The organism is Burkholderia sp. BCC0405 (assembly GCF_902833075.1).
GTDB lineage: Bacteria > Pseudomonadota > Gammaproteobacteria > Burkholderiales > Burkholderiaceae > Burkholderia.
In genome coordinates this window covers 46145-71114 of sequence record NZ_CADFEO010000022.1, presented here as the reverse complement: position 1 = coordinate 71114, position 24970 = coordinate 46145, and the positions used below count along the sequence as shown (strand labels likewise).

Genomic DNA, 24970 nt, shown 5'->3' with positions numbered 1-24970 from the left:
CGTGCGGAGATACGGGCGATAGACCTGAAATTCACACGAATTCTTGCCCCCGACGAGCGCTTCCCACCATCTTTTGGAAAGATCGCCTCTACTTGGCAGGTTGGAATACTGTTCACCGTTGACACGAATGATCCCGTCCAAAATTCATTCGCGCAGACGACTATCGAACCACGAAGGCAGAGCACTCCAACACCACGCCCGCCTTTTATTTTGGAAAATTTTTGTATGCCATTTTCAGTATGGCATTCCGATTTTCTGGATATTTTTCCAACAATTCAGACTGAATTAATATTCTGTAGTCAGCCTCGTCAAATCCCGGCACGACCGTACAACTAACCAAAGTATAATCACCCGAGTCAACCGACGCGCCAAAAATCCAGCCACCATGCATGACCACGGATAGCACCTCCCCACGATCCGGATTGGGGCCGATACGGACGGTGCGGTATTTCCCTGCTTCATCGATGACATGCATCGTCAACGCATCCCCAGCGTGGTAATACCATATTTCATCGGACTTCATCTGATGAAAGTGTGACGGACTATCATGCGTCACCATGAAATATATTCCGCTATAGTCTTTTCGTTCAGCTCCGTCCTCTGTTTTTCGGACCACATCTGAACCGAACTCGTATCTGAAGTACCCACCCTCTGGGTGCGGCGCCAGACCAAGCTTTTTAATCCAAAATTCCTTCGATTTTTCAATCTTGTGCGTGCTTTCTTCCGCCATAACTTCCCCAACATAGATCAGGCCAAGTGCGATAAAAGTTGAAATGACAGCGGCTTGCACGATCCCCGCCACCGACCCTCTACAAAAAATTCTATTTTTTATTGTCACCATACGATGTGATTGTTGAGATTTGCAATTCTTTACTGCTTCGTATCCGGAAGCTGCTTTAGCCATCACCGGCAAGCAAACCGTGAATTCGTAGCGACAGGCCAACAGCATACAGCTAGTTTCATTTGCATTGAGTCGATGATGAACGACCGCAGCAACGCGGTGCCGGTATCGGCACGATCTGATCGCTGTCGACATGCCAGTAGCGATCCGCTCGCACACTGCGCGCGTGGATCAACACGGTCTCGCAATTCACGTTGAACGCGGCATACACCGTCTCGCCTCGATCCTGCGCATCGACCCTCACCACGGCCCGTTTCACGTCATAGGCCTGCGGCTCGACTTTCCGCAGTACGGCCTCGACGTCTTGTGGCCGACCAGCGCGGTAAGCGGCACGTCGGCATAAATCCAATCTTCGCAGCTGCGGCGCAACCCGAACGTCGCGGGGGTCAGCTCGCGATCGAGCGCGACCGGTCGGTCGACGATCGAGCACGGTGCTTGCGACGACATCGGCGATCACCGCTTGTTCGTGCGGCGCCGGCGCGCAGCCGAGCATCGGCTTGATGGCCTCGCCCACGCCGGCGGCAACCAGGCTAATCAGATCGATGCGCGGCAGGTAGACGGCCAGCTGTTCGGCCATGCCTTCCTCGAGCGACAGCGTGAAACCCTCGCGGAAATACGGCGCGTGCTCGTAACGCATTTCGCGCGCCTCGACCACAATGTCGACCAGACGGAAATCGTGCCGACGTCGTACGCCTCCAGGCGCACATTCCGATCGGACTCTGTCAGCGCGGGGCGCGCCAGCACGCCGATGTTCACGGTCGGCGCATCGAGCTTGCCGCCCGAGCTGGCTGACGCCAGCTGGATAACGTAATGCGGGCCTTCAAGGCTGACGCCAGCCTGCAGGCGGTGAACTTCAATCGCGGATGAGTCCCTGTGGCGTAGGTATGGATCAGGCCGCCGCTGCCGGCACCAACACGGTCAGCCCCGGCAAATCCGCGAAATCCGCGGTGTTCAGCGTCATCAGCGCGTAGCCGTGCTCGATCGCCTGCGCCGCGATCCACAGATCGTTATAGCGCGGACGCGGCGAGCGGCCGGCTTGCTTGACGGCCGCTGCCAGTACGCCGAACGCGGCCGCGGTGTGGCGCGTGACGTCGAGCACCGGCCGGCGCTCGAGCTGCCTCAGGTGTGCGGCCCGCCGCGCACGGTCAGCGGCGTCCGCGCATGCGTGCACGCCGAATGCCAGTTCGCCGAGCGAGACCGTCGAGATGAACACCGGCGCATCGCCAGCCGTGTCGATCACGGCGCGCGGCTCAACTGCACCACCTGCCAAGCCCACCCAAACGCAGCTGTCGATGATCACGCCCACGGGTCACGCACTCCATCTTCGAAGCCAGTGCGGCTATCGCGCAGCCAGCGGGCCGCGTCCTCGGCGCCTAGCGTTTGCGGCAAGCCCTCGAGCGCCTGCGCCGCGTTCATGACGGGTTCGGCCGGCACCAGGCGAGCGATTACGGTCTGATTACGTTCGACCACGACGGTTTCGCGACGCTGCGCGACCTGGTCGAGGATCTGGCGCGTGTTGCGTGCCAGATCGGTTGCAGTAATGGTTGGCATGGCGACCTCCGGGGGCTGTTGGATGCGTATTATACGTAAATTACGCATTCTTCGCAGAGGAGTGCAAAAAAGGCCGTCCTTTGCCGGACGGGCGACTCCGCCCGACTCACTCGGTAACGTGCGTTTTTCTCATGGTCGCCACGAAAATAAGTCGTTTGTCGTGCGCTAAACGCATGAACAAAATGGCCTCCATCCCGTGCCGCGCGTGTCGCCAATCGAAGCGATCCGCCTGCATTCATCGGAGGAGTCACTTCATGCGCACCGAACGCAACTACGTGAACGGCCGTTTCGTCGCTCCGGAAAGCGACACGTTCATCGTCGTCCACAATCCCGCCACCGAAGCGCCGTTCGCGCGCGTGCCGGCCGCGACGCCGGCAGCGGCGCTCGCCGCCGTCGACGCCGCGGCCGCCGCGCAGAAAGCCTGGCGCAAGCTGCCGAGCGCCGAGCGCGCCGCCTATCTGCACCGCTTCGCCGACGCGCTCGCCGCACGCGCCCCCGAGATCGGCGCGGCGCTCGCGCAGGAATCCGGCAAGAGCGTCGAGGACGCGTCGAACGAAGCCGTCTACGCGGGCCAGATCACGCGCTACCACGCCGAGTGGGCGCGCCGGATCGAGGGCGAGATCATCCCGAGCGACACGCCGGACGAGAACCTGTTCCTGCACCGCGAGCCGATCGGCGTCGTCGCGTGCCTGATCCCGTTCAACTACCCCGTCTACACGCTGCTGCGCAAGGTCGCGCCCGCCCTGATCGCCGGCAACACCGTGGTCGTGCGGCCGAGCAACCACACGCCGGTGTCCGCGTTCGAGATCGCGAAGGCCGCCGACGATGCAGGCTTCCCGCCGGGCGTCATCAACATCCTGACGATGGATCACACGACGGCCGAAGCGCTGTGCACGCATCCTGCAGTCGGGATGATCACGCTGACGGGCAGCGTGAACGCGGGCCGCAAGGTGCTCGACTACTGCAAGGCGAACATCGCGAAGCCGTCGCTCGAACTCGGCGGCAAGACGCCCGCGATCGTCGAGCCCGACGCCGACCTCGAACGCGCGGCCGCCGCACTCGTCGCATCGAAGACGACCCATTGCGGCCAGCTCTGCACGGCGATCGAGCGTGTGTACGTGCACGACAGCGTGCATGATCGCTTCGTCGCGCTGCTGAAAGAGAAGATGGCAGCCGTGCGCATCGGCGACCGTGCGGAAGACCCCACGCGGATGGGCCCGCTCGTCAGCGCATCGGCGCGCGCGCACATCCACGGGATGGTCGAACGCGCGATCGCGGCGGGCGCGACGCTCGAAACCGGCGGCGCAATCCCGGCCGGCCCCGGCTTCTTCTACCCGGCCACGCTGCTGACGAACTGCCGCCAGGACATGGAGATCGTGCAGGAGGAAACCTTCGGCCCGATCATGCCCGTGCTGCGCTACACGACGATCGACGAAGCGATCGCACGGGCGAACGACCACCAGTTCGGCCTGTCGTCGGTGCTCTACACCGAGCACTACCGCACCGCGATGACCGTCGCGAACGCGATCGAGGCCGGCGAGCTGTACGTGAACCGCACGCCGGCCGACCCGTACCAGGGCTTCCACGCCGGCTGGAAGCGCTCGGGCCTCGGCGGCGACGACGGCAAGCACGGCATGCTCGAATTCACGCAGACGCGCCTCGTCGTCATGAAGTACTGACGCCGTCACGCCGACGCACCGTTTCCGGCGCGCGCACCACGACACCCCGCCGCGCGCGCCGCCCCTGACCCGATCGAACACATAACAAATCTGCAGACCTCCGCGTAGAGGAAGTCTGATGGAGGAAGACACCATGCCGACCCAACCGTCGACGCACGCCGCGTCGCTCGCGTTGCACGACGACGCACACGCGTCGCAGCCCGCCCGCGCGCAACGCTACCTGCAACTGCTGCTGCTCGTGATTGCCGCGGGCGCGATCTACCCGATGCTGTATCTGCGGCAGGTGTACCAGCCGACGATGCTGCAGTTCTTCCATATCGACGACGTGCAGCTCGGCTACCTGTATTCGTCGCTCGGCACGATCTTCCTCGTGAGCTACCTGCCGAGCGGCTGGCTCGCCGACCGCCTGTCGCCGCGCTGGCTGATCTGTTTCTCGCTGCTCGCGACGGGCGCGCTCGGGCTCGTCTATGCGACCGGGCCGTCGTTCGACACGCTCGTGCTGATCTTCGGCGGCTGGGGGCTCACCACCGGCCTCACGTTCTGGGCCGCCGTGATCAAGCGCGTGAACACGATCGCGGGCCCCGACGAACAGGGCCGTTTCTTTGGCCTGCTCGACGGCGGCCGCGGCCTCGTCGAGGCGTTGCTCGCCACGATCGCGATCACGCTGTTCGCGTACGTGACGCAGGCGCGCGGCGGCACCGACGCGGCCGGCTTCAAGCTCGTCGTCCACCTGTACGCATTCTTCTGCATCGCGCTCGGCGTGCTGCTCGCGCTGGTGAAGGATCCGGCGAGCACGGGCCGCCGTGCGACGGCCAGCAATCGCCGGCCAGGCAACGTGCTGACCGACCTGAAGACGCTCGCGTCGATCCCCGAGCTGTGGCTCGTCGCCGCGATCGTGTTCTGCGGCTATCAGGTGTTCTGGGCGACCTACAGCTTCTCGGCGTACCTGCACGAAGGCAATTTCGGGCTCAGCGCGACGGCGGCCGGCTTCATCACGACGCTCAAGCTGTGGATGCGCCCCGTCGGCGGCATCGGCGGCGGCTTCCTCGGCGATCGCGTATCGAAGGTGTCCGTGCTGTTCTGGGCGCTGCTGCTCGCCGCGCTGTCGCTCGTCGGGCTGATCGCGGCGCCCGCGCACAGCCCGCAGGCCATGCTCGTCGTGCTCGTGTTGTTCATCGGCATCCTCACCTACGCGATCCGCGGCCTGTACTGGTCGCTGCTCGACGACTGCAAGGTGCCGACGCATTGCGCGGGCCTCGCGATCGGCCTGATCTCGGTGCTCGGCTATTCGCCGGACGTGTTCGTGCCGCTGATCAACGGCTACGTGACGCAGACCTGGCCGGGCGCGCACGGCTACCAGCTCTATTTCGGCTATATCGCGGCCATCGCGCTCTGCGGCGCGGGCGCCGCCGCGTTCCTCAAATACCGCCTCAACCGCCTCCAGGAGTCCGCATGAAGATCGTTTCGCTCGAAACCCATATCGTCGCCGTGCCGCCGCCGCATGTCGGCGGGATGTACTGGATCTTCGTGAAGCTGAAGACCGACGACGGCATCGAAGGCGTCGGCGAGATCTACTCGGCGACGTTTGGCCCGAAGGCGATGGCCCCGATCATCGACGACGTGTTCGAACGCCATCTGCTCGACCGCGACCCGCATCACGTCGAACGGCTGTTCCGCCAGGCCTATTCGAGCGGCTTCACGCAGCGTCCCGACCTCACGATGATGGGCGTCGTCAGCGGCCTCGAAATGGCGTGCTGGGACATCGTCGGCAAGGCCGCGGGCAAGCCCGTGTATGAACTGCTCGGCGGCAAGATCCACGAGCGGCTGCGCTCGTACACGTACCTGTACCCGAAGAACGCGAAGGGCGAATACGACTACGACGACCCCGACCTCGCGGCCGAATGCGCGGCCGAGAACGTGAAGCTCGGCTTCACGGCCGTCAAGTTCGACCCGGCCGGCCCGTACACGGCTTACTCGGGCCATCAGCTGTCGCTCGAGGTGCTCGACCGCTGCGAAACGTTCTGCCGCAAGGTGCGTGAAGCCGTCGGCAGCAAGGCCGACCTGCTGTTCGGCACGCACGGGCAGATGGTGCCGTCGTCGGCGATCCGGCTCGCGAAGCGGCTCGAGAAATACGACCCGCTGTGGTTCGAGGAGCCGGTTCCCCCCGGCCAGGAAGAAGCGATCGCACAAGTCGCGAAGCACACGTCGATTCCGATCGCGACCGGCGAGCGCCTGACCACCAAGTACGAATTCCACAAGCTGCTGCAGGCGGGCGGCGCGTCGATCCTGCAACTGAACGTCGCGCGCGTGGGCGGCCTGCTCGAAGCGAAGAAGATCGCGACGCTCGCCGAAGTGCACTACGCGCAGATCGCGCCGCACCTGTACAACGGGCCCGTGGGCGCAGCCGCGAGCATCCAGCTCGCGACCTGCACGCCGAATTTCCTGATCCAGGAAAGCATCATGACGTGGGGCGGGTTCCATGCCGAAGTCGTGAAGACGCCGATCCGCTGGGAAGACGGCTACATCATTCCGTCGACCGAACCGGGCCTCGGCATCGAGCTCGACATGGACGTCGTGCGCCGTCACACGCCGTACACCGGCGAGCGGCTGCACCTGCAGATGGGCGAGAAGCCCGTCGACGTAAAGGATCTCGCCCCCGCGAAGGGCTGACCAGGAAAAACGCGACCATGACTTACGACTACATCATCGTCGGCGCGGGCTCGGCCGGCTGCATCCTCGCGAACCGCCTGAGCGAATCGGGCCGTCACTCGGTGCTGCTGCTCGAAGCCGGCGAACGCGACGCGTCGTTCTGGTTCAAGGTGCCGGTCGGCTTCACGAAGACCTACTACAACCGCCGTTACAACTGGATGTACTACAGCGAGCCCGAGGCGCAGCTCGCCGACCGCAAGCTGTACTGCCCGCGCGGCAAGGTGGTCGGCGGATCGGGCTCGATCAACGCGATGGTCTACGTGCGCGGCCAGCGCAGCGACTACGACGACTGGGCGAACGCCGGCAATCCCGGCTGGGCGTACGACGACGTGCTGCCGTACTTCCGCAAGCTCGAAACCCACTCGGCCGGCGCGACCGACCCGCGGCATCACGGTTCGACGGGGCCGATCCACATCACGTCGATGAAGGCCGACGTGCATCCGATCGTCCACGAGTTCCTGAAGGGATGCGCACAACTGAACCTGCCGCGCACCGACGACTTCAACGGCGCGCAGTTCGAAGGCGCGGGCATCTACGACCTGAACACGAAGAACGGCGAACGCTGTTCGAGCAGCTTTGCGTACTTGCGTCCCGCACTGGGCCGCGCGAACCTCACGCTGCGCTCGGGCGTGCTCGTGCGGCGCGTGACGTTCGACGGCATGCGTGCGACCGGCGTGGTCATCGCGGGCGAACACGGCGACGAAACGCTCGTCGCGGCACGCGAGGTCATCCTCGCGGCCGGCGCGGTCGATACGCCGAAGCTGCTGCAACTGTCGGGCGTCGGCGATCCGTCGCTGCTCGCGCGCCAGCGGGTGCCGCTCGTGCATGCGCTGCCGGCCGTCGGCCGCAACCTGCAGGACCACCTGTGCGTGAGCTTCTACTTCAAGGCGAACCGGCCGACGCTGAACGACGAGATGGGTACGCTCATCGGCAAGATGAAGATCGGGCTGCGCTACCTGCTGACGAAGCGGGGCCCGCTCGCGATGAGCGTGAACCAGGCGGGCGGTTTCTTCCGCGGCTCGGACGATGCGCGGGAGCCGAACATCCAGCTGTACTTCAATCCGCTGTCATACCGGATCCCGAAGAGCGACCGCGCAAGCATCAAGCCCGAGCCGTATTCCGGATTCCTGATCGCGTTCAACCCGTGCCGGCCGACGAGCCGCGGCACGATCGAGATCGCGTCGAACCGCGCGGAGGATGCGGCAAAGATCCGCATCAACGCGCTCACCACGCAGAAGGATCTCGATGAAGCCGTGCAGGGCAGCAAGATGATCCGGGCGCTGATGCGCGCGCCGGCGCTGAAGTCGATGACCGTCGAGGAAATCTCGCCGGGGCCGCAGGTCGATTCCGACGAAGCGATGCTGCAGTATTTCCGCGAGCAGTCGGGTTCGATCTATCACCTGTGTGGCTCGTGCGCGATGGGGCCGGACGCGGCGACGTCGGTGGTCGATGCATCGCTGCGCGTGCACGGGCTGCAGGCGCTGCGGATCGTCGATGCGTCGGTGTTCCCGAACATCACGTCGGGCAACATCAACGCGCCGACGATGATGGTCGCGGAGAAAGGCGCGGATCTGATCCTGGCGGATGCGTTGCAGGGCGAGATGGCCGGCGTGCGCGCGGGCGAACGGGAAACGGTCGCGCACTGACGCAGCGGCCGCGAGCAGAAAGAGGGGCAACGAAAAACGGCGCTCCGCTCATCGCGGTGCGCCGTTTTTCGTTCGACGCCGCACTGGCGTATCGCCAAACACCCGCACGATGTGATCGATCATCGCGCTCATGCGCGCGGTATGCCGCAGATCCTTGTGCGTGACCATCCAGACTTCGTAAGCACGCGCACCGGTAGATTCCGGCCACACGCGCACCAGCCCGTCGCGCTCCGCGATCGGCACCGGGAGCTCGCCGAGCCCGAGCCCGGCGCGCACCGCGGCGCGCAGCATCAGGTTCGAATTCAGCCCCGACACGATCCGCCCCGCGCGGACCGGCTCGCCGACCACCGTGAGCGAACCGCGCGCGTTCAGGTGCGGCAGGAAGCACACGAGGTCGTGACCGTCGAAACCCGTGCCGGGCACCGGCTCGCCATGCCGCTCCAGGTATTCCTCCGACGCGTACAACCCCGTCGGCCACGCGGCGAGCCGGCGCGTGAGCAGATCGGGGTTGTCGGGCTTGATGGTCCGGATCGCGATATCGGCCTCGCGCTTCGCGAGGTTCTCCACCTGCGTCGACGTGTTGAGCAGCACGCGCACATCCGGATGCTCGTCGTGCAGGTTGCGGATCGCGCCCATCACGAACTCGATCCCGATCGTATCGGTCGTCGTCACGCGCACGTCGCCCGCGAGTCGCCGGTCGACGCCCTGAGTCTGCCGCACCAGATCGATCGCCGATTGCTCCATCTTCTCCGCGTTCCGCACCGCCACCTCGCCCACCGCGGTCGGCGCGTACCCGGCGGACGTGCGCAGAAACAGCGTGGCGCCCAGCGCGCGCTCGAGCGCCGCGAGCCGCCGGCCGACCGTCGCCTGGTCGAGCCCGACGACCCGCGCGGCACCGCGCAGGCTGCGCTCCCGGTAGATGGCAAGAAAAATCCGGGTGTCGTCCCAGTTCAACGGCGCGCTCCTCAGGTGATGCAAATTTGCATCTGTGGTCGTGAAATTCGCTGCGCGAATTCATCATCCCTCAAGCCTATACTTTTTTCACCGACCACTCACCTACCTGTTGCGAGGCAAACATGTCCGATTCGCTTTTCCCCCTTCCCGCCGACATAGCGGCAGTCGAAATCACCCGCCCCGGCGGCCCCGAGGTACTGGCAACGGCGCGGCGCCCCGTGCCGCGGCCGAACGCGGACGAAGTGCTGATCCGGATCCACGCCGCCGGCGTGAACGGCCCGGACGTGCTGCAACGCAAGGGGCTTTACAACCCGCCGCCCGGTGCGTCCGACATCCCGGGTCTCGAGATCGCGGGCGAGGTCGTCGCGATCGGCGAGGCCGTGCGCGGCTTCGCCCCGGGCGACCTGGTATGCGCGCTGGTGACGGGCGGCGGCTACGCGGAATACGCGGTCGCCAACCACCTCGCGACGATGAAGCTGCCGCGCGGCCTCAGCATGATCGAGGCAGCGGCGATGCCGGAAACGTTCATGACGGTCTGGCTCAACCTGATCCAGCGCGGACGGCTGCAGGCCGGCGAATCGGTGCTGATCCACGGCGGCGCATCGGGGATCGGCACCGCCGCGACGATGATCGCGAAGGCGATGGGTGCATCGACCGTCATCACGACGGTCGGCTCGGAAGCGCATCGCGCCGCGAGCCTGCGGCTCGGCGCGGATCACGCGGTTCAATACCGCGAGCAGGATTTCGTCGCGGAAGTCGACGCCATCACCGCCGGCAAGGGCGTGGACGTGATCCTCGACATCATCGCGGGCGACTACGTGGCGCGAAATTACCGGGCCGCCGCGATGAACGGCCGGATCCTGCAGGTCAGCGCGCTCAATGGGCCGGCGAAGGAACTCGACGTATGGCCGATGATGACCAAGCGCCTCACGCACATCGGTTCGACGCTGCGCTCGCGCTCGCCTGAGGAAAAGGGCGCGATCATCGCCGAACTCGAACAGCACCTGTGGCCGCACGTCGCGGCCGGCACGGTCAGGCCGCAGGTGTTTCGCGCGTTCGCGCTCGAGGACGCAAGCGATGCGCACGTGCTGATCGACTCGGGCGTCCACATCGGCAAGATCGTGCTGACGACGGCCGCGCACCGCGCGGCCTGAGCGAGGGGACGCGCGTCAGTTCACGCTCGACCGCTTCTCCACGAACCTGCGCACGTAATCGTCGGCGGGACGCGACAGGATGTCGTCCGGCGTCCCGACCTGCACGAGCGTGCCGTCGCGCAGGATCGCAATCCGGTCGCCGATGCGCAATGCCTCGTCGAGATCGTGCGTGATGAACACTATCGTCTTCGCAAGCGTTGCCTGCAACTCGAGCAACTGATCCTGCATCTCGGTGCGGATCAGCGGATCGAGCGCCGAGAACGCCTCGTCCATCAGCAGCACATCGGTATCGGCCGCCAGCGCGCGCGCCAGCCCGACACGCTGCCGCATCCCGCCCGACAACTCGTCCGGATAGTGATCGCCATAGCCGTCGAGCCCGACTTTCGTCAGCCAGTTGCGCGCGGCCGCGGCCGCATCGTGCCGCGTCTCGCCGCGGGTGCGCAGCGCATAGGCGGCGTTGTCGAGCACGGTCTGGTGCGGCAGCAGCCCGAAGTTCTGAAACACCATGCTGACCTTGAAGCGGCGCAGCTCGCGCAGCCCGTGCGCGTCGAGCTTGATCACGTCGCTGCCGTCGATCACGATCTCGCCGGCCGTCGGCTCGATCAGCCGGTTGAAGTGCCGCACGAGCGTCGATTTCCCGGAGCCCGACAGCCCCATGATCACGAAGATCTCGCCCGACTCGATGCCGAGGCTCACGTCGTTGAGCCCGACGTTGCAGCCCGTTTCGGCCAGCACGTCGGCCTTGCGCTTGCCCGAGCGCAGCAGGTCGAGCACGCGCGCATGCGCGGCCTGCGGCCCGAACAGCTTGTACACGTGTTTGACGTCGATGGTCGCCATGTCTGTCTCCGTTCCTATGCACGCGACGACTGCGTCGCCTGATTCGAATCGACGCCCGCCGACTGCGCCTTGCGCGGCAACCGGTACGGCACGCGCGACGCGCCCTTCTGCCGGCGCTGCTGCGCGAGCCGCCGCCGCGCGCGTCGTTCCTGGCCGAAGCCCTGGCTGATCCGGTCGATCACGATCGCGAGGATCACGATCGCGAGGCCCGCCTGCGTGCCCTTGCCGACGTCGAGCGTCTGGATGCCCGCGAGCACGTCCTCGCCGAGCCCGCGCGAGCCGATCATCGACGCGATCACGACCATCGACAGCGCCATCATCGTCGTCTGGTTGATGCCGGCCATGATGCTCGGCCGCGCGAGCGGCAACTGCACGTTGACGAGCAGTTGCCAGCGCGTCGTGCCGAACGCGCGCGCGGCTTCCGTCACGTCCGGATCGACCTGGCGGATGCCGAGATCGGTCAGGCGGATCAGCGGCGGCAGCGCGTAGATGATCGTCGCGAGGATCGCGGGCACCTTGCCGAGCCCGAACAGCATCAGTACCGGGATCAGGTACACGAAGCTCGGCAGCGTCTGCATCACGTCGAGCACGGGCAGCAGCATCCGCCGCAGCCACGCGCTGCGCGACGCGAGGATGCCGACCGGCACGCCGATCGCGACCGACAGCACCGTCGAGACGAGCATCAGCGCAAGCGTCTGCATCAGCTTGTCCCACAGGCCGAAGCAGCCGATCGCGTAGAGCAGCAGCATGAAGAGCGCGCCGAGGCCGATGCGGCGCGTCGCATTCCACGCGATCGCGCCGACGGCCAGCAGCACGAGCCACGGCGGCGCCACGCGCAGCGCGCCTTCGAGCGGCACGAGCAGGTAGCGCAGCACCAGTACGCTGAAGTGATGGAAGCCGTCGCCGTATTGCGCGACGAACGTCTCGAGCGCGCTGTTCACCCAGTCGGCGATCGACAGGTGCAGAAAGAAGCCGTTCATGTTGATTCTCCGTCGCGCCGCGAAGGCGCGTGACGGCGGCAGCGGGCGCGGGCCCGCCGCCGCGCGCAGGTTACGCGCCCTTCAGGCTGCCGGCGATCTTCTGCGCGACGTCGGCCGGCACCCACTGCTTCCACATGTCCGGGCGGGTCTTCAGGAACTGCGTGGCCATCGCCGCGCCGTCGATCTTCTTCGTCGTCATCTCGAGGATCGTCTGGTTCAGGAAGTCCATCGGAAAACGCACCTTGCCGAACACGCCGACGAGATCGGGGTTCGCATCGGCGAACGGCTTCGACACGCCGACCGTCAGCCGCGACACCATGTACGACGATGCGCACTGGTGCGTGCTGCTCTCGTCGCGCAACGTCTTCCAGCATGCTTCGTTATAGGCCGGCATCTTCAGCGCGGTGAACTTGTATTTCGCCATCAGCGCGGCCGGGCCCCAGTAATAGAACACGATCGGCGCGCCGCGCTGGTACGCGGACACGATCGCCGCGTCCAGCGCCGCACCGGTGCCCGGGTGGAAGTTCGTGTACGACTGGTCGAGCTTCAGCACGCGCAACAGGCGCGTGTTCACGCGCTCGCAATCCCAGCCGGTCGGGCAGTTCAGGAAGCGGCCCTTGTCCGGTTCCTCCTCGTCGGCGAACACCTGCTTGTACTTCGGCAGATCGTCGATCGACACGAGCCCCGGCGCGACCGGCTTGATGTTGCGCGCCGGATCGCCCTTCACCACGTAGTCGGGCACGAACCAGCCTTCCGTCGTGCCGCCCGGCAGCGTGTCGCCGATCAGCTTCACGGCGCCCGACGCGACGGCCTTCGCGGTGATTTCGCTGCGCCCCGTCCACTGCTCGGCCCAGATCTGCAGGTCGTTGCGCGCGAGCGCCGTTTCGGTGGCGGCCGTGCTGCCCGGCACGACGTCCGTCTTGCAGCCGTAGCCCTTCTCCATGATCTGCCGCAGCACTTCGGTCGCGAACGACCCGCTCTCCCACGTGATGCCCGCGAAATGGACCGTCTTGCCGTCGGCGCACGCGCCGCCGGCCGCATGGGCGGCAGGCGCGGACAGGATCGCCGCGGCGGCGAGAAGGACCGTTTTCAGTCGTCGAATCTGCATGGTGGGTCGTCTCCAAATCGAATCTGTTGTTTGTGCGTCGCGGCATGCGCGGCGACCGGCGCATCGTGAGTCCCGCCACGTCCGGTCAGCCTGCATGTTTCAGCCGCCAATTTGTTTAGGGAAACGAGTAATTCCGATCATTGCAATCGGCAGCGCCAATCGATCTTCCGGCTTCCCTGAAAGCCCGCCGGACGGGCCTCCCAGCCGATTCCCCCAGTCCGCTCACGGCCCCGCGCATGCCGTGTCGCGCCCCCGTTCGGCCGTTGCGCGAGCAGCCTTGAAGCGTGGTGCAGCGCACCCCGTTTCGACTGTCGAAACAGCCTGTCGCGACCCCATTGGCGAAGCCGATTGCAATGATCGAAATTACTCGCTTTCGGATCCTTTTCGGCTTGGGAAGAATGCGCGGTGTCATCGGAGGAGACACGACCCGACGCTGCCGGTTGCCGCGCCGCCGCGCGTTGCGCGTTTCCGGCGCCGCACGCGCTGCGCCGGGTCGCCCCGGATGACGGGGCGCGCCTCGCCGGACGCGCTCACGACAACCGATACAAGCTGGATATCCCGGAGATCTCAATGAAAAAGACCCTGACGGCGCTCGCCGTAACGGCAACCTTCGCCGCCCCCGTGTTCGCGCAAAGCAGCGTCACGCTGTACGGCGTGATCGACGAAGGCCTGAACTACACGAACAACGTCGGCACCGGCCACGTCTACGAAATGGCGAGCGGCTATGCCCAGGGCAGCCGCTGGGGCCTGAAGGGCGGCGAAGATCTTGGCGGCGGCATGAAGGCGATCTTCCAGCTCGAAAACGGCTTCGACGTGAACACCGGCCGGCTCAACCAGGGCGGCCGCATGTTCGGCCGCCAGGCCTACGTCGGCCTGAGCCAGACCCAGTACGGCACGCTGACGTTCGGCCGCCAGTACGACTCGGTGGTCGACTATCTCGCGCCGACCACGGCCAACGGCAACTGGGGCGGCTACCTGCTCGCCCACCCGTTCGACAACGACAACACCGACAACTCGTTCCGTCTCGACAACACGGTGAAGTACGCAAGCCCGAACTTCGGCGGCTTCCAGTTCGGCGGCGCATACAGCTTCAGCAACAGCACGAACTTCTCGGACAACCGCGCGTACAGCTTCGGCGCGCAGTACCAGAACAACGGCCTGCTGATCGGCGCCGCGTACCTGCAGGCGAACCATCCGGGCGACGGTTCGGCCGGCGCGATCACCGCGAACGACGCGAGCTACATCGCCGAGCGCATGCGCGTGTTCGGCGCGGGCATCAACTACACGTTCGGGCCCGCGACGGTCGGCTTCGCGTACACGAACTCGAACTACAAGAACCCGACCGGCAACGGCTACCTCGGCACGCCGGGCGCGATCATCGCCCCGGGCGCGACGGTCAGCGCGATCAAGTACCAGAACTTCGAGCTGAACGGTTCGTACCAGATCACGCCGGCGTTCATGGTCGGCGCACAGTACGTGCTGTCGCTCGAGAAGTACGACGCGTCGACCGGCACTGCGAAGCCGAAGATCCATTCGGCCGGGTTGATGGCCGACTACAACCTGTCGAAGCGCACCGACGTGTACGTGCAGGCCGCCTACCAGCACATCGCCGGCGACAAGACGAACTCGATCCTCGACAACGCGTTCATCCCCGGCACCGACGCGCCGTCGTCGACGTCGAACCAGGTGGCCGTGCGCATCGCGCTGCGCCACAAGTTCTGACGCAACCCGGTTCTCCGTTCTTCACGCGACACCCGCGCCGGTCTGCCCGAGGTGTCTTTGCCCGCCCGCAAGCGCAAGCCTGCCGGCGGGTTTTTTCATGTATCTGGCAACCCTCCAGGATTGCAGCCCAGCCTAGGCAGTAGAGCGTCCAATCGTTTCATTCCGCTCGCCAGGGAATGGGTGGCGGTCAGCACGGGCCAGCCTCAAGCAGCTTGCGTGCAACCGCAGGCAGGTCAGTGTCCGCAACCCCATCGAAGCTTGGGCTCATGCGTTGGCGCTTGGAACCGTCGGCGGCCGGCGCACGCAGCCCCAATTCTTCACAAAGCGTCGGCAGCATGGGGTGCGTGCCGGCATCTTTCAATCCCGTGACGAGAGGTTCCAGCAGTTTGCGAAGTTGCGCGTAGCCATCGGGCACGACTCAGTCTCGCAGCGCCATGGCACGCAGCAGCGCATCGATCTGCCCGAACGCATCCTGCTGCCACTGCTCGGGCGTGCGATCACCCAGCGCATGTGTGTCTTCGACGAAGCGCCTCACGCAGGTGGGACCGTATCCCTCGAAGGTATCGAATTTCTCGGCGATGTACCGAAAACCGCGTTTACCGCTCGCATGCCCCAGGAGTGGGAGACATTCTTGTGCAAGCGCCTCGATCTCACCAGGGTAGTTCCGCACGCAGTAGTAGATGTCGTAAGCGTCCTTCTGCTTGTAGCGACCCGCCAGCGCATGGCCTTTCATCGCCAGCAAAGCAGGAATCGAGCACACCGCGATCTCCACGCGGTTCGTCCCTCCGTCCGGCATCGCCCCGGTCACCGCCACAAGTTGATAGAACCGCATTGCCAGGTCTGCCCCATCCGCCCGTTGCACGGCGAAGTCGCTGATCAAGGGGGGATCGTTCTTGACGATTTCCGCGTCGCGCGGCATCAAGAAATCGACTACGACATCGATCGCTTCCCCGCCATCTCGCGCGGGAACCTTGCGAACCAATTGAAAGCGCCGAAGCCCCTCGCGCTGGGCGTATCCATGGCCTTGAAGCGCTCCGATCAAGGTCGCGTACTCGCCGTCGCCGAGTGCTTCCGCATCCAGTCCGACGTCCACGTCGAGCGTGCCGACGTGGGGCATGTCCTCGTTGGCCAGCAGCAGCCAGGGAACCGCGCCGCCGATGATGGCGAACTTGCCCTTGAAACTGCCAAGGATCTGGCCGATCTCGACCAGTACGGACTTTACGGCCGCGGTCGTGCGGTCGTCGTATTCGGCGGCCGACTGTGGTGCCTGGGATGGTGTCATTCGGGCCATGAGAGCTTTTCCTGGCGTAAGTGATCGGCGGCCTCCGCGCCGCGTTCGCCGGCAATGGAGAGGTCGAGGTAGGTCTGAACCGGACTCGTGCAGACCGCGCCTGGTGCAGGTTCGACTGTGTCGGCGAGTAGACCCAAGTCCTTCGGAACGGTGACAACCACGTTCTCGCCCTTCGATACGGATGCGAGCGTCAGGGCTATCTGGAGCTTGCCCAGACCTTCCTCGTCGGCGAAGAAGTAGTGCGTGCTGGTGCGCCCGTAAGGAGAAAGCCACTGCGCTGCCGAGAATGATGCGAAGGCAGCACGTACCGGACCCTCTTCGACGCGCAGTGCGCTTCGGGCCGCGTGTTCGAACGCGCTGCCGTGCAACGGCGTGTAGAACCGCAATCGCTCACCAGGCGGTGCCGTGTAGCTGTCGCGCCATGCGTCCAGTAGTGCGTCGGGCTCCGAGAGGACGAGGCCACCGTCCGACACACGCGCCCATTCTCGATCAATCAAGCCTGTGCGCACGTTGCTGACGTGTCCGAGACTGACCCCGGAGATGTCCGACAACTCGGTGACTCGCCATGCACGGCGTGGCTCGCGCAACATGGCGCGCAGCACTTGCGCGGATTTCGGCTTGAACAGCGACTTGAGTTCGCGTTGTTCGGACGCGGGCTTGTCCGCTACCACGCGTTCGATGAACACGCCACCGAAAGCAATTCGGGCATTTCCCTGCAAGTCGAGATAGCCGACGCCCTTCTCTTCGCACAACTGCCTCACTGCGGGAGAGATATAGGGGGCGATGAAGACAGGCGTCGCCTCGGGGGCTCGGTGCTCGACGTAATTCCGCAACTCCAGCAGCGCCGAGCGGGCGTACCGCGGTTGCCCGTTCGATTTGTACTCGCAGATGAGTATGTGCTTCCGCCCGTCCACGAGCAGCCGGGCGATCAAGTCCGGTTCCCAATCGCCGGACACGGCTTCGGCATCGATGCATTCGACCTGAAGGATCGGAATCTTCTCAAGCAACCCACGTAGCGCCTCACCGGCACGAGTTTCTTCTTTCATTGAATATGGCCCTTTCAGCATTCCTTGAAAATACCACATCTACTGAAATAGGAAGCGTAAATTTCACTAAAAACATAAATTTCAGCACATGCTGAAAATGATCTGTACATTGAAATTTTTGAGTGAGATAGCACCGTAGCTCACGCCCGGATCAACAACCGAGTTCAACCATACCGAGTGTCGGTACCAGGCTTGGACGGATATCCGCTGATTTATCCGACCCCGATTTAACTCGAACCGATACCGGTAAGAGCGTCGATTCGAGGAGGGATAAACACGGCACGATCAATCTTCTGTTGCCACAACTGTCCGCAGGCGTGCATTGGAGTCCGCCTTCCCCCGGGCAACAGCGACGTCATGGCGTCGACAAGATCACAGCCTCCGGCAATCATGATCGGTCGACATTCGCTGCGCAGCCGATACACTGTGTGCCGCCTCAACGGTCCGCCCCGACAAGCACCGTCTATCCCCCTGTCCCATTGCGCGCGCCCAGTCATCATGATCCAGTGGTCGGTCCGCGTGGCGCGCATCCCGATCCCATGGAGTCCCGCTTGAAACGCTGGCATCGCACGCTGCTTGCATTCACCACCACCCTCCTGGCCGCAGCATCCGCGCATGCCCGCGCGGTCTGTATCGTGGTCGCCGATGCGACCACCGGCCAGGTGCTCGTACAGCAAGGCGATTGTGCGACCCGCGTCACGCCCGCATCGACGTTCAAGATCGCGATCAGCCTGATGGGCTTCGATGCGGGCATCCTGAAGGACGAACACACGCCGACGCTCGACTTCCACGCCGGCTACCCCGAATGGGGCGGTGCGCCCTGGCGCGAACCGACCGACCCGGCACGCTGGATGACGCTGTCGATCTTCTGGTATTCGCAGCAGGTCGCGCAGGCGCTCGGGCAAGCGCGTTTCCAGCTGTACACGAGCGCATTCGGCTACGGCAACGCGGACGTCACCCGCCGGCAGGGCAAATTGAGCGGCTTGACGGGCGCCTGGGTCAATTCGTCGTTGCGGATCTCGCCGCTCGAACAGGTCGGCTTCATGTGCAGGGTCGCGAACCGGACGCTGCCGGTCAGCGCGCACGCGTATGACATGACCGAGCGGATCACGCTGATCGACAGGCAGCCGGACGGCTGGATCGTGCACGGCAAGACCGGCACGGGATCGCCGGGGCTCGGGTACGACGCGTCGCGCGCATACGGCTGGTTCGTCGGCTGGGCGGCGAAGGGGCCGCGCAAGCTCGCGTTCGCGTACCTGATCCAGGACGACCACCGGCAGGCGCCGAACGCCGGCCTGCGTGCGCGCGACACGTTCCTCGACGCGCTGCCGGCGCTCGCGCAATCGGCCCGGCCGCAATGAGCACCGGCCCGCGCAACGCGCGAATCGACCTGCTGCGCGGCGTGTCGATCGTGCTGGTCCTGCTGCATCACTTCAACATCCCCTACTCGCTGCGCGACACGTCGCTCGCGCGCATCGTCGGCTGGGACGCGGTCCATGCGAGCGTGCGCAACGGCAACTACGGCGTGACGATGTTCTTCGCGATCTCGGGCTACCTGATCACGTCGAATGCGCGCCGCCGCTGGGGCAGCCTCGGCGCGCTCGACGTGCGCGCGTTCTACGTGTCGCGTATCGCGCGCATCGTCCCGTGCCTGCTCCTGCTGCTCGCGCTCGTCAACGGCCTCGCGGCGGCCGGCGTGCCGATCTTCCAGAACCATGCGCCGGAAGGCATCCCGGTGTCGTTCTGGCTCGTGAATCTCGCGTCGCTCACGTTCTGGATGAACGTGCTGATCGGCGCGTACGGATGGGTCAACTACGCGCTCGGCGTGCTGTGGTCGCTGTCGGTCGAGGAGGTGTTCTACCTGTCGTTTCCGCTGCTGTGCATCGCGCTGCGCCGCGACGCGCGGCTGTTCGCGTTCTGGCTGCTGATTGCCGCGATCGGCCCCGTGTACCGTTTCACGCATGCTGGCGACGAAGGCGGATTCCTCTATGCGTACTTCGCGTGCTTCGACGGCATCGCGATCGGTTGCTGCACCGCGTTGCTCGCCGAGCGCGCGCGCTGGCAGGTACTCGCGACGACGCCCGTGCAATGGCTCGCGGCAGCGGCGATGACGGCGCTCTATCTCGCGTGGCCGATCGCGCAAAGCCATGTGATCGGGGTCTCCGCGATGGCGCTCGGCACGGCCGTGCTGCTGATCGGCGCGCATGCGGAACGCGGACGCACGCATGGCCGCGTGCTCGCACCGCTGCGCTGGAGCGGGCGGCTCAGCTACGAGCTGTATCTGTTCCACCTGATCGTGCTCGGCGCGCTGCGCACGTTCTGGCCGCCGCCTGCCACGCATGGCGACGGCAAGCTGGCGTTGCTCGTCGCGTACCTGGTGCTGTCGGCCGGCTTGAGCGCGGTCGTCGCGCGCGCGGTCTCCATCATTTTCCCTTGCACTGCGCGTGCATGTTCGCCACCCCAAACTCGCGCCACGGCCCCCATTCACCCCCCTGGCCGGGAACGTCGCCCAGCACCCACCAGCCGTTGAGCCAGTACTTGCCGGCGTAGGCCACTTTCTGGCAGGGCGTGGAATAGGTTTGCTTCGGATCCCACGACGCAACCGTCTCGCCGGCGTCGGCGCGCACCGTCACGCGATGGGTTGCCGTCGATTTGCGGTTCAGCGTATCGGTCACGGTCAGGCCGAAGTCGTATTCGCGCGCGCTGCCGGCCTTCGGCGCGACGAAGCTCACGGTCGCGCCCTGTTGGACGACCTGCAAGCCGGCCGGGCTCGTCCACGCGTACGACAGCCCCTTGCCGCTCGATTGCGCGCCCGACAGCGTCACGTGCTCGCCGCCCGCGATCGTCGACGGTCCGGCGATCGATGCGCCGGGCGGCGCGATCGCCTCCTGCGCCTTCACCTTGAGCACATGGGTCTTGCTCGCCGTATATCCGTTGGCATTGGTCACGGTCAGCCCGAATATATAGTCGCGATCCTTGTCGGACGGCGGGACGACGACGCTCGCGCTGCTGCCGGCCGGTTTCAGCGCGACGCCGGCCGGCGCGCTCCATGCGTATCGCAGGCGTTCGCCGACCGACGCCGCGCCGGACAACGTGACCGTTGTGTTCGCATCGGCTTGCGCGGGCCCCGTGATCGTCGCCTCCGGCAGCAGCACGCCGTCGTTTTGCACGGTGACCACCGCGCCGTCCGGCCCGACCGAGTTCACCGTGACGATCTTGCCCGACAGCGTGTCGTGCAGCGCGTGCCCCGGCATCAGCGGAGCATCCTTCATGCCGTTCGCGCTGCCCGGCGTCGTATCCACCAGCGTGTTCATCAGCGAGTTGCCCTGATACTTGACCGTTCTCACGATCACGCCGTTGACGAACGGATCGTCCGCTTTCCAGTCGTCGAAGCCGCGCAACGGCTGCCGGAATTCGAGCCACAACTGCGTACCGTCGCCGCGCGCGATGCGATAGCCTTTCGAGCCGGCCCGATCGCCGAACAGCGGCGTCAGCTTGTAGGTGCCGGACTCGCGAATCTCCGGGACATCCGTTTGATCGAGCCAGCCGGAGAACAGCTGGTAGCTACCCGGGTAAAGACGACGGCCGCCGCCACCGACCGTGTCGGACGGATCGTCGACCTTGCCCGTGCGGCATGCGTCGCCCACCTGCACGGCGCCGCCGACGGTCGGGCAATCCACCCGCGAATCGGGATGGGACGCACCGAGCGAATGGCCGAATTCGTGCGTCCACATCCAATACGCCTGGCCGCTATTGTTCGACAGGATCCAGTTGCCGGGCTTTGCCGCCAGCCCGGCCCAGTTGCAACTCGCCAGCTTCGGAAGGTCGACGAACAGGTAGTCGAACTGCGCCGGATCGACACCCCGCCCCTGCGCGGCCTTGCGTGCCGAATCGAGCAGCGCGCTCGACGTGCAGGTTGCCGGACGCGCGCCGAGGTCGACGTCGGCAAGCACCGTCCCGGCAAGCGTCGCCTTTCCGTGAGACGCCACTTCGATGTAGCGGCGCAGCGACGAATAGTCGTCGCCATCGCCGAACACGGCCTTGCGGATGACCTCATGATCCTTCGCCGCGGCATCGCTGAAGCGTGCGGCCAGCACCAGCGCCGTTTTCTCGCCCAGCAGCGGGCGCTGCGGCGGCGCGAACGTCGCCGCCGATACCCACGTCGCCGACGGCTCGCCACGGGCGGACTGCATCGCGACACCGTCGCCGCCCTCCCGGATCGCGAGCACTTCGTCCCGGCCCGTCGAAATCCGGTACGCGTTCAGCATGCCCAGCCGTCCGGCCGGCCCGGTCTCGAATCGCCACTGGGCCATCTTCGCATCGCCGCCGGCGCACGGCTCGACCGACACACGGCCCATGCCGGTATTGCCGGCCTGGGTGCGCAGGCACATGTCCTGGCCGCGCGCCTGCGTGGCCCCCGCGTTGCGGATCTGGTAGTAGCCCGCGCTCGGCACGAATGCCCAGTCCTGCGCGGCGCCGCCGTCGCAGGCGGCGACGACGGGATCGGTGCTTGCCGGTTGCCACGCCAGGCATCGCTCGGCGCCGTCCTGGTAATGCTTGATCGGGTCGTAGGCGGGGGCGGCGGATGCGCCGGTCGGTATCAGCAGGGCTGCGATGGCCGTTGACAGGGCCGTCAGCGCGAAAGTCGGGTTAAGGGGCTTCACAATCATGAGATAGCATTCGGCGCAAGCGGTGCGCATTGAAAGGAGTGCCCATTGTTCCAGCGCCCCGCAACCCGCTCAAACAACCTCAACTTTTCCTCAATACTCCAATTCAATGGATCGCCGGCGGCGTCGATTTCATGCGGAATCGGTACGCGCGCCCGTCTGTTCCGGGCCGGCCGAAACAGAGCTAGACTGTTGGACTGAAAATGCGGGATCGCGTGTTCCGGGCGGCTTGGCCCGCCGTGTCGTCGCCGTCATCCGAAAACATCGTATTCGGGGAAATTCCGCCCAATGCTCGACAGGCTCCGCCGGATTCCAACGCTCGCAGCGTCGGTACGACCGTCCACGTGGCTATTGCTGACCGGCGTCGCCATGCTTGCGGCGCTGAGTTGCACGCCGGCCGCCGAGACGCTGCTTTCGCCGCTCGACCGTCTTTACTGGGACCTGGTTACATCCGGCTTCGATCACGGCGCGCGCGACAAGGTCGCCGTGATCATGGTCGACAAAAAGACCATCGCCGAGATGGGCGACGGCGGGAGCTACACGCGCGCGGGCTATGCGAAGGTGCTGGACCGCGTCTCCGGCGCATCGAGCGTCGTGCTCGACATGACGATGATCACGGCGTCCCGGGACGATGCGCTGCTGGCGGCGGCGATCGCGAAGCACGGTCGCGTGGTATTGCCTGCGCAGGGGGCGCCGGTCAACGGAAGCGCCGAGACCATGATTTTTCCGGCGCGGCTGCTGCGCGAAGCGGCTGCCGCGGTCGGCCAGCGCAGCGTCGTGCTGGGCAGCGATCATCTGGTGCAGGGCATCGTGCCTTACGTCAGGAGTGGCGACGGCCACGAGATTCCGCACGTCGGCCTGCAGGCGATCCGCGTCGCGAACGCGCCGTTGCCGGACGTGCGCCGCCATGTGCAGGATCATGTGACCGGGATGGGGGATGTCGAAGGCGGCTCGATCCTGCTGCTCCTGCCGTTGCGCTTCGACCTCGACCGCTATTCACTCGTCGACGTGCTGAAAGGTCGCGTTCCCGCGTCGACATGGCACAACCGCATCGTGTTCATCGGCGACGGGATATCCGACCTGTCGGGTGCGTTCTATCTTTCGCCCCGGAGCGACGGGAGAGTGCGGCGCGTCGAGATCGATGCGCTCGTGACCGATGCGCTGCTCGCCGGGCGCCTGATGCTGCGCATGCCCACTTCGATACAACTGGCCGTCAGCATCGCGGTCGCGACCGGCATGCTGTTGACCTGCATGTTCGTGCCGGGCTGGCGCATGTACGGATTCGCGCTGGCGTGGCTGGCCGCATACGTCGCCGGCGAAACGGCGCTGCACGTCTACGGCGCGTACTGGACGCCGGTCGGGCCGTTGCTGGCGGTGTGCGTGACGATCTTCGCCGTCTGCGGCTGGCGGCGGGCAGGCAGCCTGCGCGCGGCCCTGATGAAGGAATACCGCGGGTTGCGCGGACTGGCCGGTCGGCATGCGTTCGCCGGTCTCGCGCAGCCGGCAGCCGCCGGCGACGCGGTGTCGATCGACGACGACGTCGTGCAGGCGATGTCCCGCATTCGCGAATGGCAATCGACCTATGTCGACGTGATCCATACGCTGCCTTATCCGATCTTCGTCGAACAGGACAGCCACCTGCTGATGTGCAACGAACGCGGCAGAGCGATGCTGAAATCGATCGACGTCGACAACGATGCGGCCGTCCGGCAGGTGCTCGGCATCGCGTACGACGAGATCCTGGCCGCGAAGGAGACGGGGAGGATTCACTCGGTCGAACTGACCTTGAACGCGCGCACGCACATGATGATGGTGACGCCGTTCGGCGACGGCGATCACCATCGCTCCACGGCGAGCATGATCTGCCTCGTCGACATTCACAACGTCAAGGCGGCGGTCGAAAGCGACCGGATGACGCTGCGCCACATGGCGCACGATCTGCGCAATCCGCTGTCGACCGTGCTGTCGCTGCTCGAGCAGCGCACCGTCGCCGACGGCGCGACAGATCCCGATTTTCTGGCGGATCTGCACAAGCTCGTCGACTACAGCTTGCGCGTCGCGCAGGATTTCACCCAACTGTCGCGTGCCGAACATCTCGACAAGAACGCCTATGTGCCGGTGTCCGTGAGCGATCTGGCAACCGAGGCGGTCGACCAGGTCTGGCACAGCGCGAGCGCGAAGCGGATCCGCGTCGAAGGTCCGCATGAAGACGGCGACGAGGTGTTCGTGCCCGGCACGCGCGACATGCTGCTGCGCGCGTTGATCAACCTGCTCGAAAATGCGATCAAGTATTCGGACGAGGAGACGGTCGTCGACGTGTGGATCAACGTCGGCGAGCGCAATGTTTCCATCACCGTGGAAGACAAGGGCATCGGCATTCCGGCGGAAGCGATGCCGCGACTTTTCGAGCCGTTCTTCCAGGTCGACGGCACGTATCGCGATGCGAGCCGCGGGGTCGGGCTGGGGCTGCCATTCGTCAGGACGGTCGTCGAGCGTCATGGCGGATCGATCGACGTGACGTCGACGCCGGGGCGGGGCAGCCGCTTCACCGTGCACTTGCCGGTGACCTGCGCGGAGCTGAACGGCCCGGCGTAACCGGCCGCCGCCGAAATGAAAAAAGCCCTCGCGCGAGGCGAGGGCCATGCCGGCATCGGTCGATGCCGGTTGAACGATACGGGTTTCGCGCCGGCCCGGGCGTGCGCCGCGGGCCGATGCTCGTCGGGAT

21 protein-coding genes are annotated in these 24970 nt (G+C 65.5%); 9 read left to right on the top strand and 12 right to left on the bottom strand.

Annotation, left to right across the window (positions count from 1 at the left end; translation table 11 throughout):
* Window positions 1-205: 205 nt before the first annotated feature.
* The 4 genes from HWX36_RS29430 to HWX36_RS29415 form a co-directional block, all read right to left on the bottom strand.
* Window positions 206-949 carry a cupin domain-containing protein gene (locus tag HWX36_RS29430; protein WP_244136555.1) on the bottom strand — a complete coding sequence of 248 codons (744 nt, stop codon included), beginning with the start codon at window positions 947-949 and terminating at the stop codon, window positions 206-208.
* A 10-nt stretch (window positions 950-959) separates the two neighbouring features.
* The gene (locus HWX36_RS29425) at window positions 960-1538 is read right to left on the bottom strand and encodes a hypothetical protein (RefSeq protein WP_175957139.1); all 579 of its coding nucleotides are present in this window, start codon (window positions 1536-1538) and stop codon (window positions 960-962) included.
* Between the two features lie 252 nt (window positions 1539-1790).
* Window positions 1791-2207 carry a type II toxin-antitoxin system VapC family toxin gene (locus HWX36_RS29420; protein ID WP_175957137.1) on the bottom strand — a complete coding sequence of 139 codons (417 nt, stop codon included), beginning with the start codon at window positions 2205-2207 and terminating at the stop codon, window positions 1791-1793.
* Window positions 2198-2452: a type II toxin-antitoxin system Phd/YefM family antitoxin gene (locus HWX36_RS29415; RefSeq protein ID WP_124619309.1), complete on the bottom strand. Its 255-nt coding sequence runs from the start codon at window positions 2450-2452 to the stop codon at window positions 2198-2200. Before HWX36_RS29415 ends, HWX36_RS29420 begins: the two co-directional genes overlap by 10 nt.
* A 254-nt stretch (window positions 2453-2706) precedes the next feature.
* Here HWX36_RS29415 and aldA point away from each other — a divergent pair, with 254 nt between their 5' ends.
* From aldA to HWX36_RS29395, 4 genes are all read left to right on the top strand, one after another.
* Window positions 2707-4131, top strand: a complete 1425-nt coding sequence (gene aldA / locus HWX36_RS29410; RefSeq protein WP_175957135.1) for an aldehyde dehydrogenase — start codon at window positions 2707-2709, stop codon at window positions 4129-4131.
* Between the two features lie 133 nt (window positions 4132-4264).
* The gene (locus tag HWX36_RS29405) at window positions 4265-5587 is read left to right on the top strand and encodes an MFS transporter (protein WP_244136554.1); all 1323 of its coding nucleotides are present in this window, start codon (window positions 4265-4267) and stop codon (window positions 5585-5587) included.
* A complete protein-coding gene (locus HWX36_RS29400) occupies window positions 5584-6801 on the top strand; it encodes a mandelate racemase/muconate lactonizing enzyme family protein (protein ID WP_175957131.1) in 1218 nt (405 codons plus the stop codon). Before HWX36_RS29405 ends, HWX36_RS29400 begins: the two co-directional genes overlap by 4 nt.
* A gap of 17 nt (window positions 6802-6818) precedes the next feature.
* Window positions 6819-8486, top strand: a complete 1668-nt coding sequence (locus HWX36_RS29395; RefSeq protein ID WP_175957129.1) for a GMC family oxidoreductase N-terminal domain-containing protein — start codon at window positions 6819-6821, stop codon at window positions 8484-8486.
* 48 nt (window positions 8487-8534) lie between these two features.
* Here the strand turns inward: HWX36_RS29395 and HWX36_RS29390 are convergent, their stop codons facing one another.
* Window positions 8535-9440, bottom strand: coding sequence for a LysR family transcriptional regulator (locus HWX36_RS29390; protein ID WP_175957127.1), 906 nt, complete (start codon window positions 9438-9440; stop codon window positions 8535-8537).
* Window positions 9441-9562: 122 nt separating this feature from the next.
* Here HWX36_RS29390 and HWX36_RS29385 point away from each other — a divergent pair, with 122 nt between their 5' ends.
* Window positions 9563-10594: an NAD(P)H-quinone oxidoreductase gene (locus tag HWX36_RS29385; protein WP_175957125.1), complete on the top strand. Its 1032-nt coding sequence runs from the start codon at window positions 9563-9565 to the stop codon at window positions 10592-10594.
* A gap of 15 nt (window positions 10595-10609) precedes the next feature.
* Here HWX36_RS29385 and HWX36_RS29380 read toward each other — a convergent pair whose 3' ends face one another.
* The 3 genes from HWX36_RS29380 to HWX36_RS29370 all read right to left on the bottom strand — a co-directional run bounded on the left by HWX36_RS29380 (window position 10610) and on the right by HWX36_RS29370 (window position 13519).
* Window positions 10610-11431 carry a betaine/proline/choline family ABC transporter ATP-binding protein gene (locus HWX36_RS29380; RefSeq protein ID WP_175957123.1) on the bottom strand — a complete coding sequence of 274 codons (822 nt, stop codon included), beginning with the start codon at window positions 11429-11431 and terminating at the stop codon, window positions 10610-10612.
* A 14-nt stretch (window positions 11432-11445) separates the two neighbouring features.
* Complete coding sequence (locus HWX36_RS29375) at window positions 11446-12411, bottom strand: proline/glycine betaine ABC transporter permease (protein WP_175957121.1); 966 nt, start codon at window positions 12409-12411, stop codon at window positions 11446-11448.
* Window positions 12412-12481: 70 nt separating this feature from the next.
* Window positions 12482-13519, bottom strand: coding sequence for an ABC transporter substrate-binding protein (locus HWX36_RS29370; RefSeq protein ID WP_175957119.1), 1038 nt, complete (start codon window positions 13517-13519; stop codon window positions 12482-12484).
* A 570-nt stretch (window positions 13520-14089) separates the two neighbouring features.
* On the opposite strand from HWX36_RS29370, the gene HWX36_RS29365 reads away from it, so the two are divergent.
* Window positions 14090-15241, top strand: coding sequence for a porin (locus tag HWX36_RS29365; protein ID WP_175957117.1), 1152 nt, complete (start codon window positions 14090-14092; stop codon window positions 15239-15241).
* Window positions 15242-15428: 187 nt separating this feature from the next.
* Here HWX36_RS29365 and HWX36_RS29360 read toward each other — a convergent pair whose 3' ends face one another.
* Genes HWX36_RS29360 through HWX36_RS29350 form a run of 3 tightly spaced genes read right to left on the bottom strand, consistent with a single transcriptional unit; the run spans window position 15429 to window position 17578 of the window.
* Entirely contained in the window at window positions 15429-15656 is a 228-nt protein-coding gene (locus HWX36_RS29360; protein ID WP_244136553.1) for a hypothetical protein, read from the bottom strand.
* A 3-nt stretch (window positions 15657-15659) separates the two neighbouring features.
* A complete protein-coding gene (locus HWX36_RS29355) occupies window positions 15660-16532 on the bottom strand; it encodes a nucleotidyl transferase AbiEii/AbiGii toxin family protein (protein WP_175957115.1) in 873 nt (290 codons plus the stop codon).
* Window positions 16520-17578: a type IV toxin-antitoxin system AbiEi family antitoxin gene (locus tag HWX36_RS29350; RefSeq protein WP_244136552.1), complete on the bottom strand. Its 1059-nt coding sequence runs from the start codon at window positions 17576-17578 to the stop codon at window positions 16520-16522. The genes HWX36_RS29355 and HWX36_RS29350 overlap by 13 nt, the downstream gene beginning before the upstream one ends.
* A gap of 551 nt (window positions 17579-18129) precedes the next feature.
* On the opposite strand from HWX36_RS29350, the gene blaOXA reads away from it, so the two are divergent.
* A complete protein-coding gene (blaOXA, locus tag HWX36_RS29345) occupies window positions 18130-18939 on the top strand; it encodes an OXA-1043 family class D beta-lactamase (protein WP_244136551.1) in 810 nt (269 codons plus the stop codon).
* Complete coding sequence (locus HWX36_RS29340) at window positions 18936-20108, top strand: acyltransferase (RefSeq protein ID WP_175957110.1); 1173 nt, start codon at window positions 18936-18938, stop codon at window positions 20106-20108. The genes blaOXA and HWX36_RS29340 overlap by 4 nt, the downstream gene beginning before the upstream one ends.
* On the opposite strand, the gene HWX36_RS29335 is transcribed toward HWX36_RS29340, so the two are convergent.
* Window positions 20002-22248: a carbohydrate-binding protein gene (locus HWX36_RS29335; RefSeq protein ID WP_244136550.1), complete on the bottom strand. Its 2247-nt coding sequence runs from the start codon at window positions 22246-22248 to the stop codon at window positions 20002-20004. The two genes, HWX36_RS29340 and HWX36_RS29335, sit on opposite strands and share 107 nt — an antisense overlap.
* A gap of 285 nt (window positions 22249-22533) precedes the next feature.
* Between HWX36_RS29335 and HWX36_RS29330 the strand changes: the two genes are divergently transcribed.
* Entirely contained in the window at window positions 22534-24840 is a 2307-nt protein-coding gene (locus HWX36_RS29330) for an ATP-binding protein (RefSeq protein WP_175957108.1), read from the top strand.
* Window positions 24841-24970 lie beyond the last annotated feature (130 nt).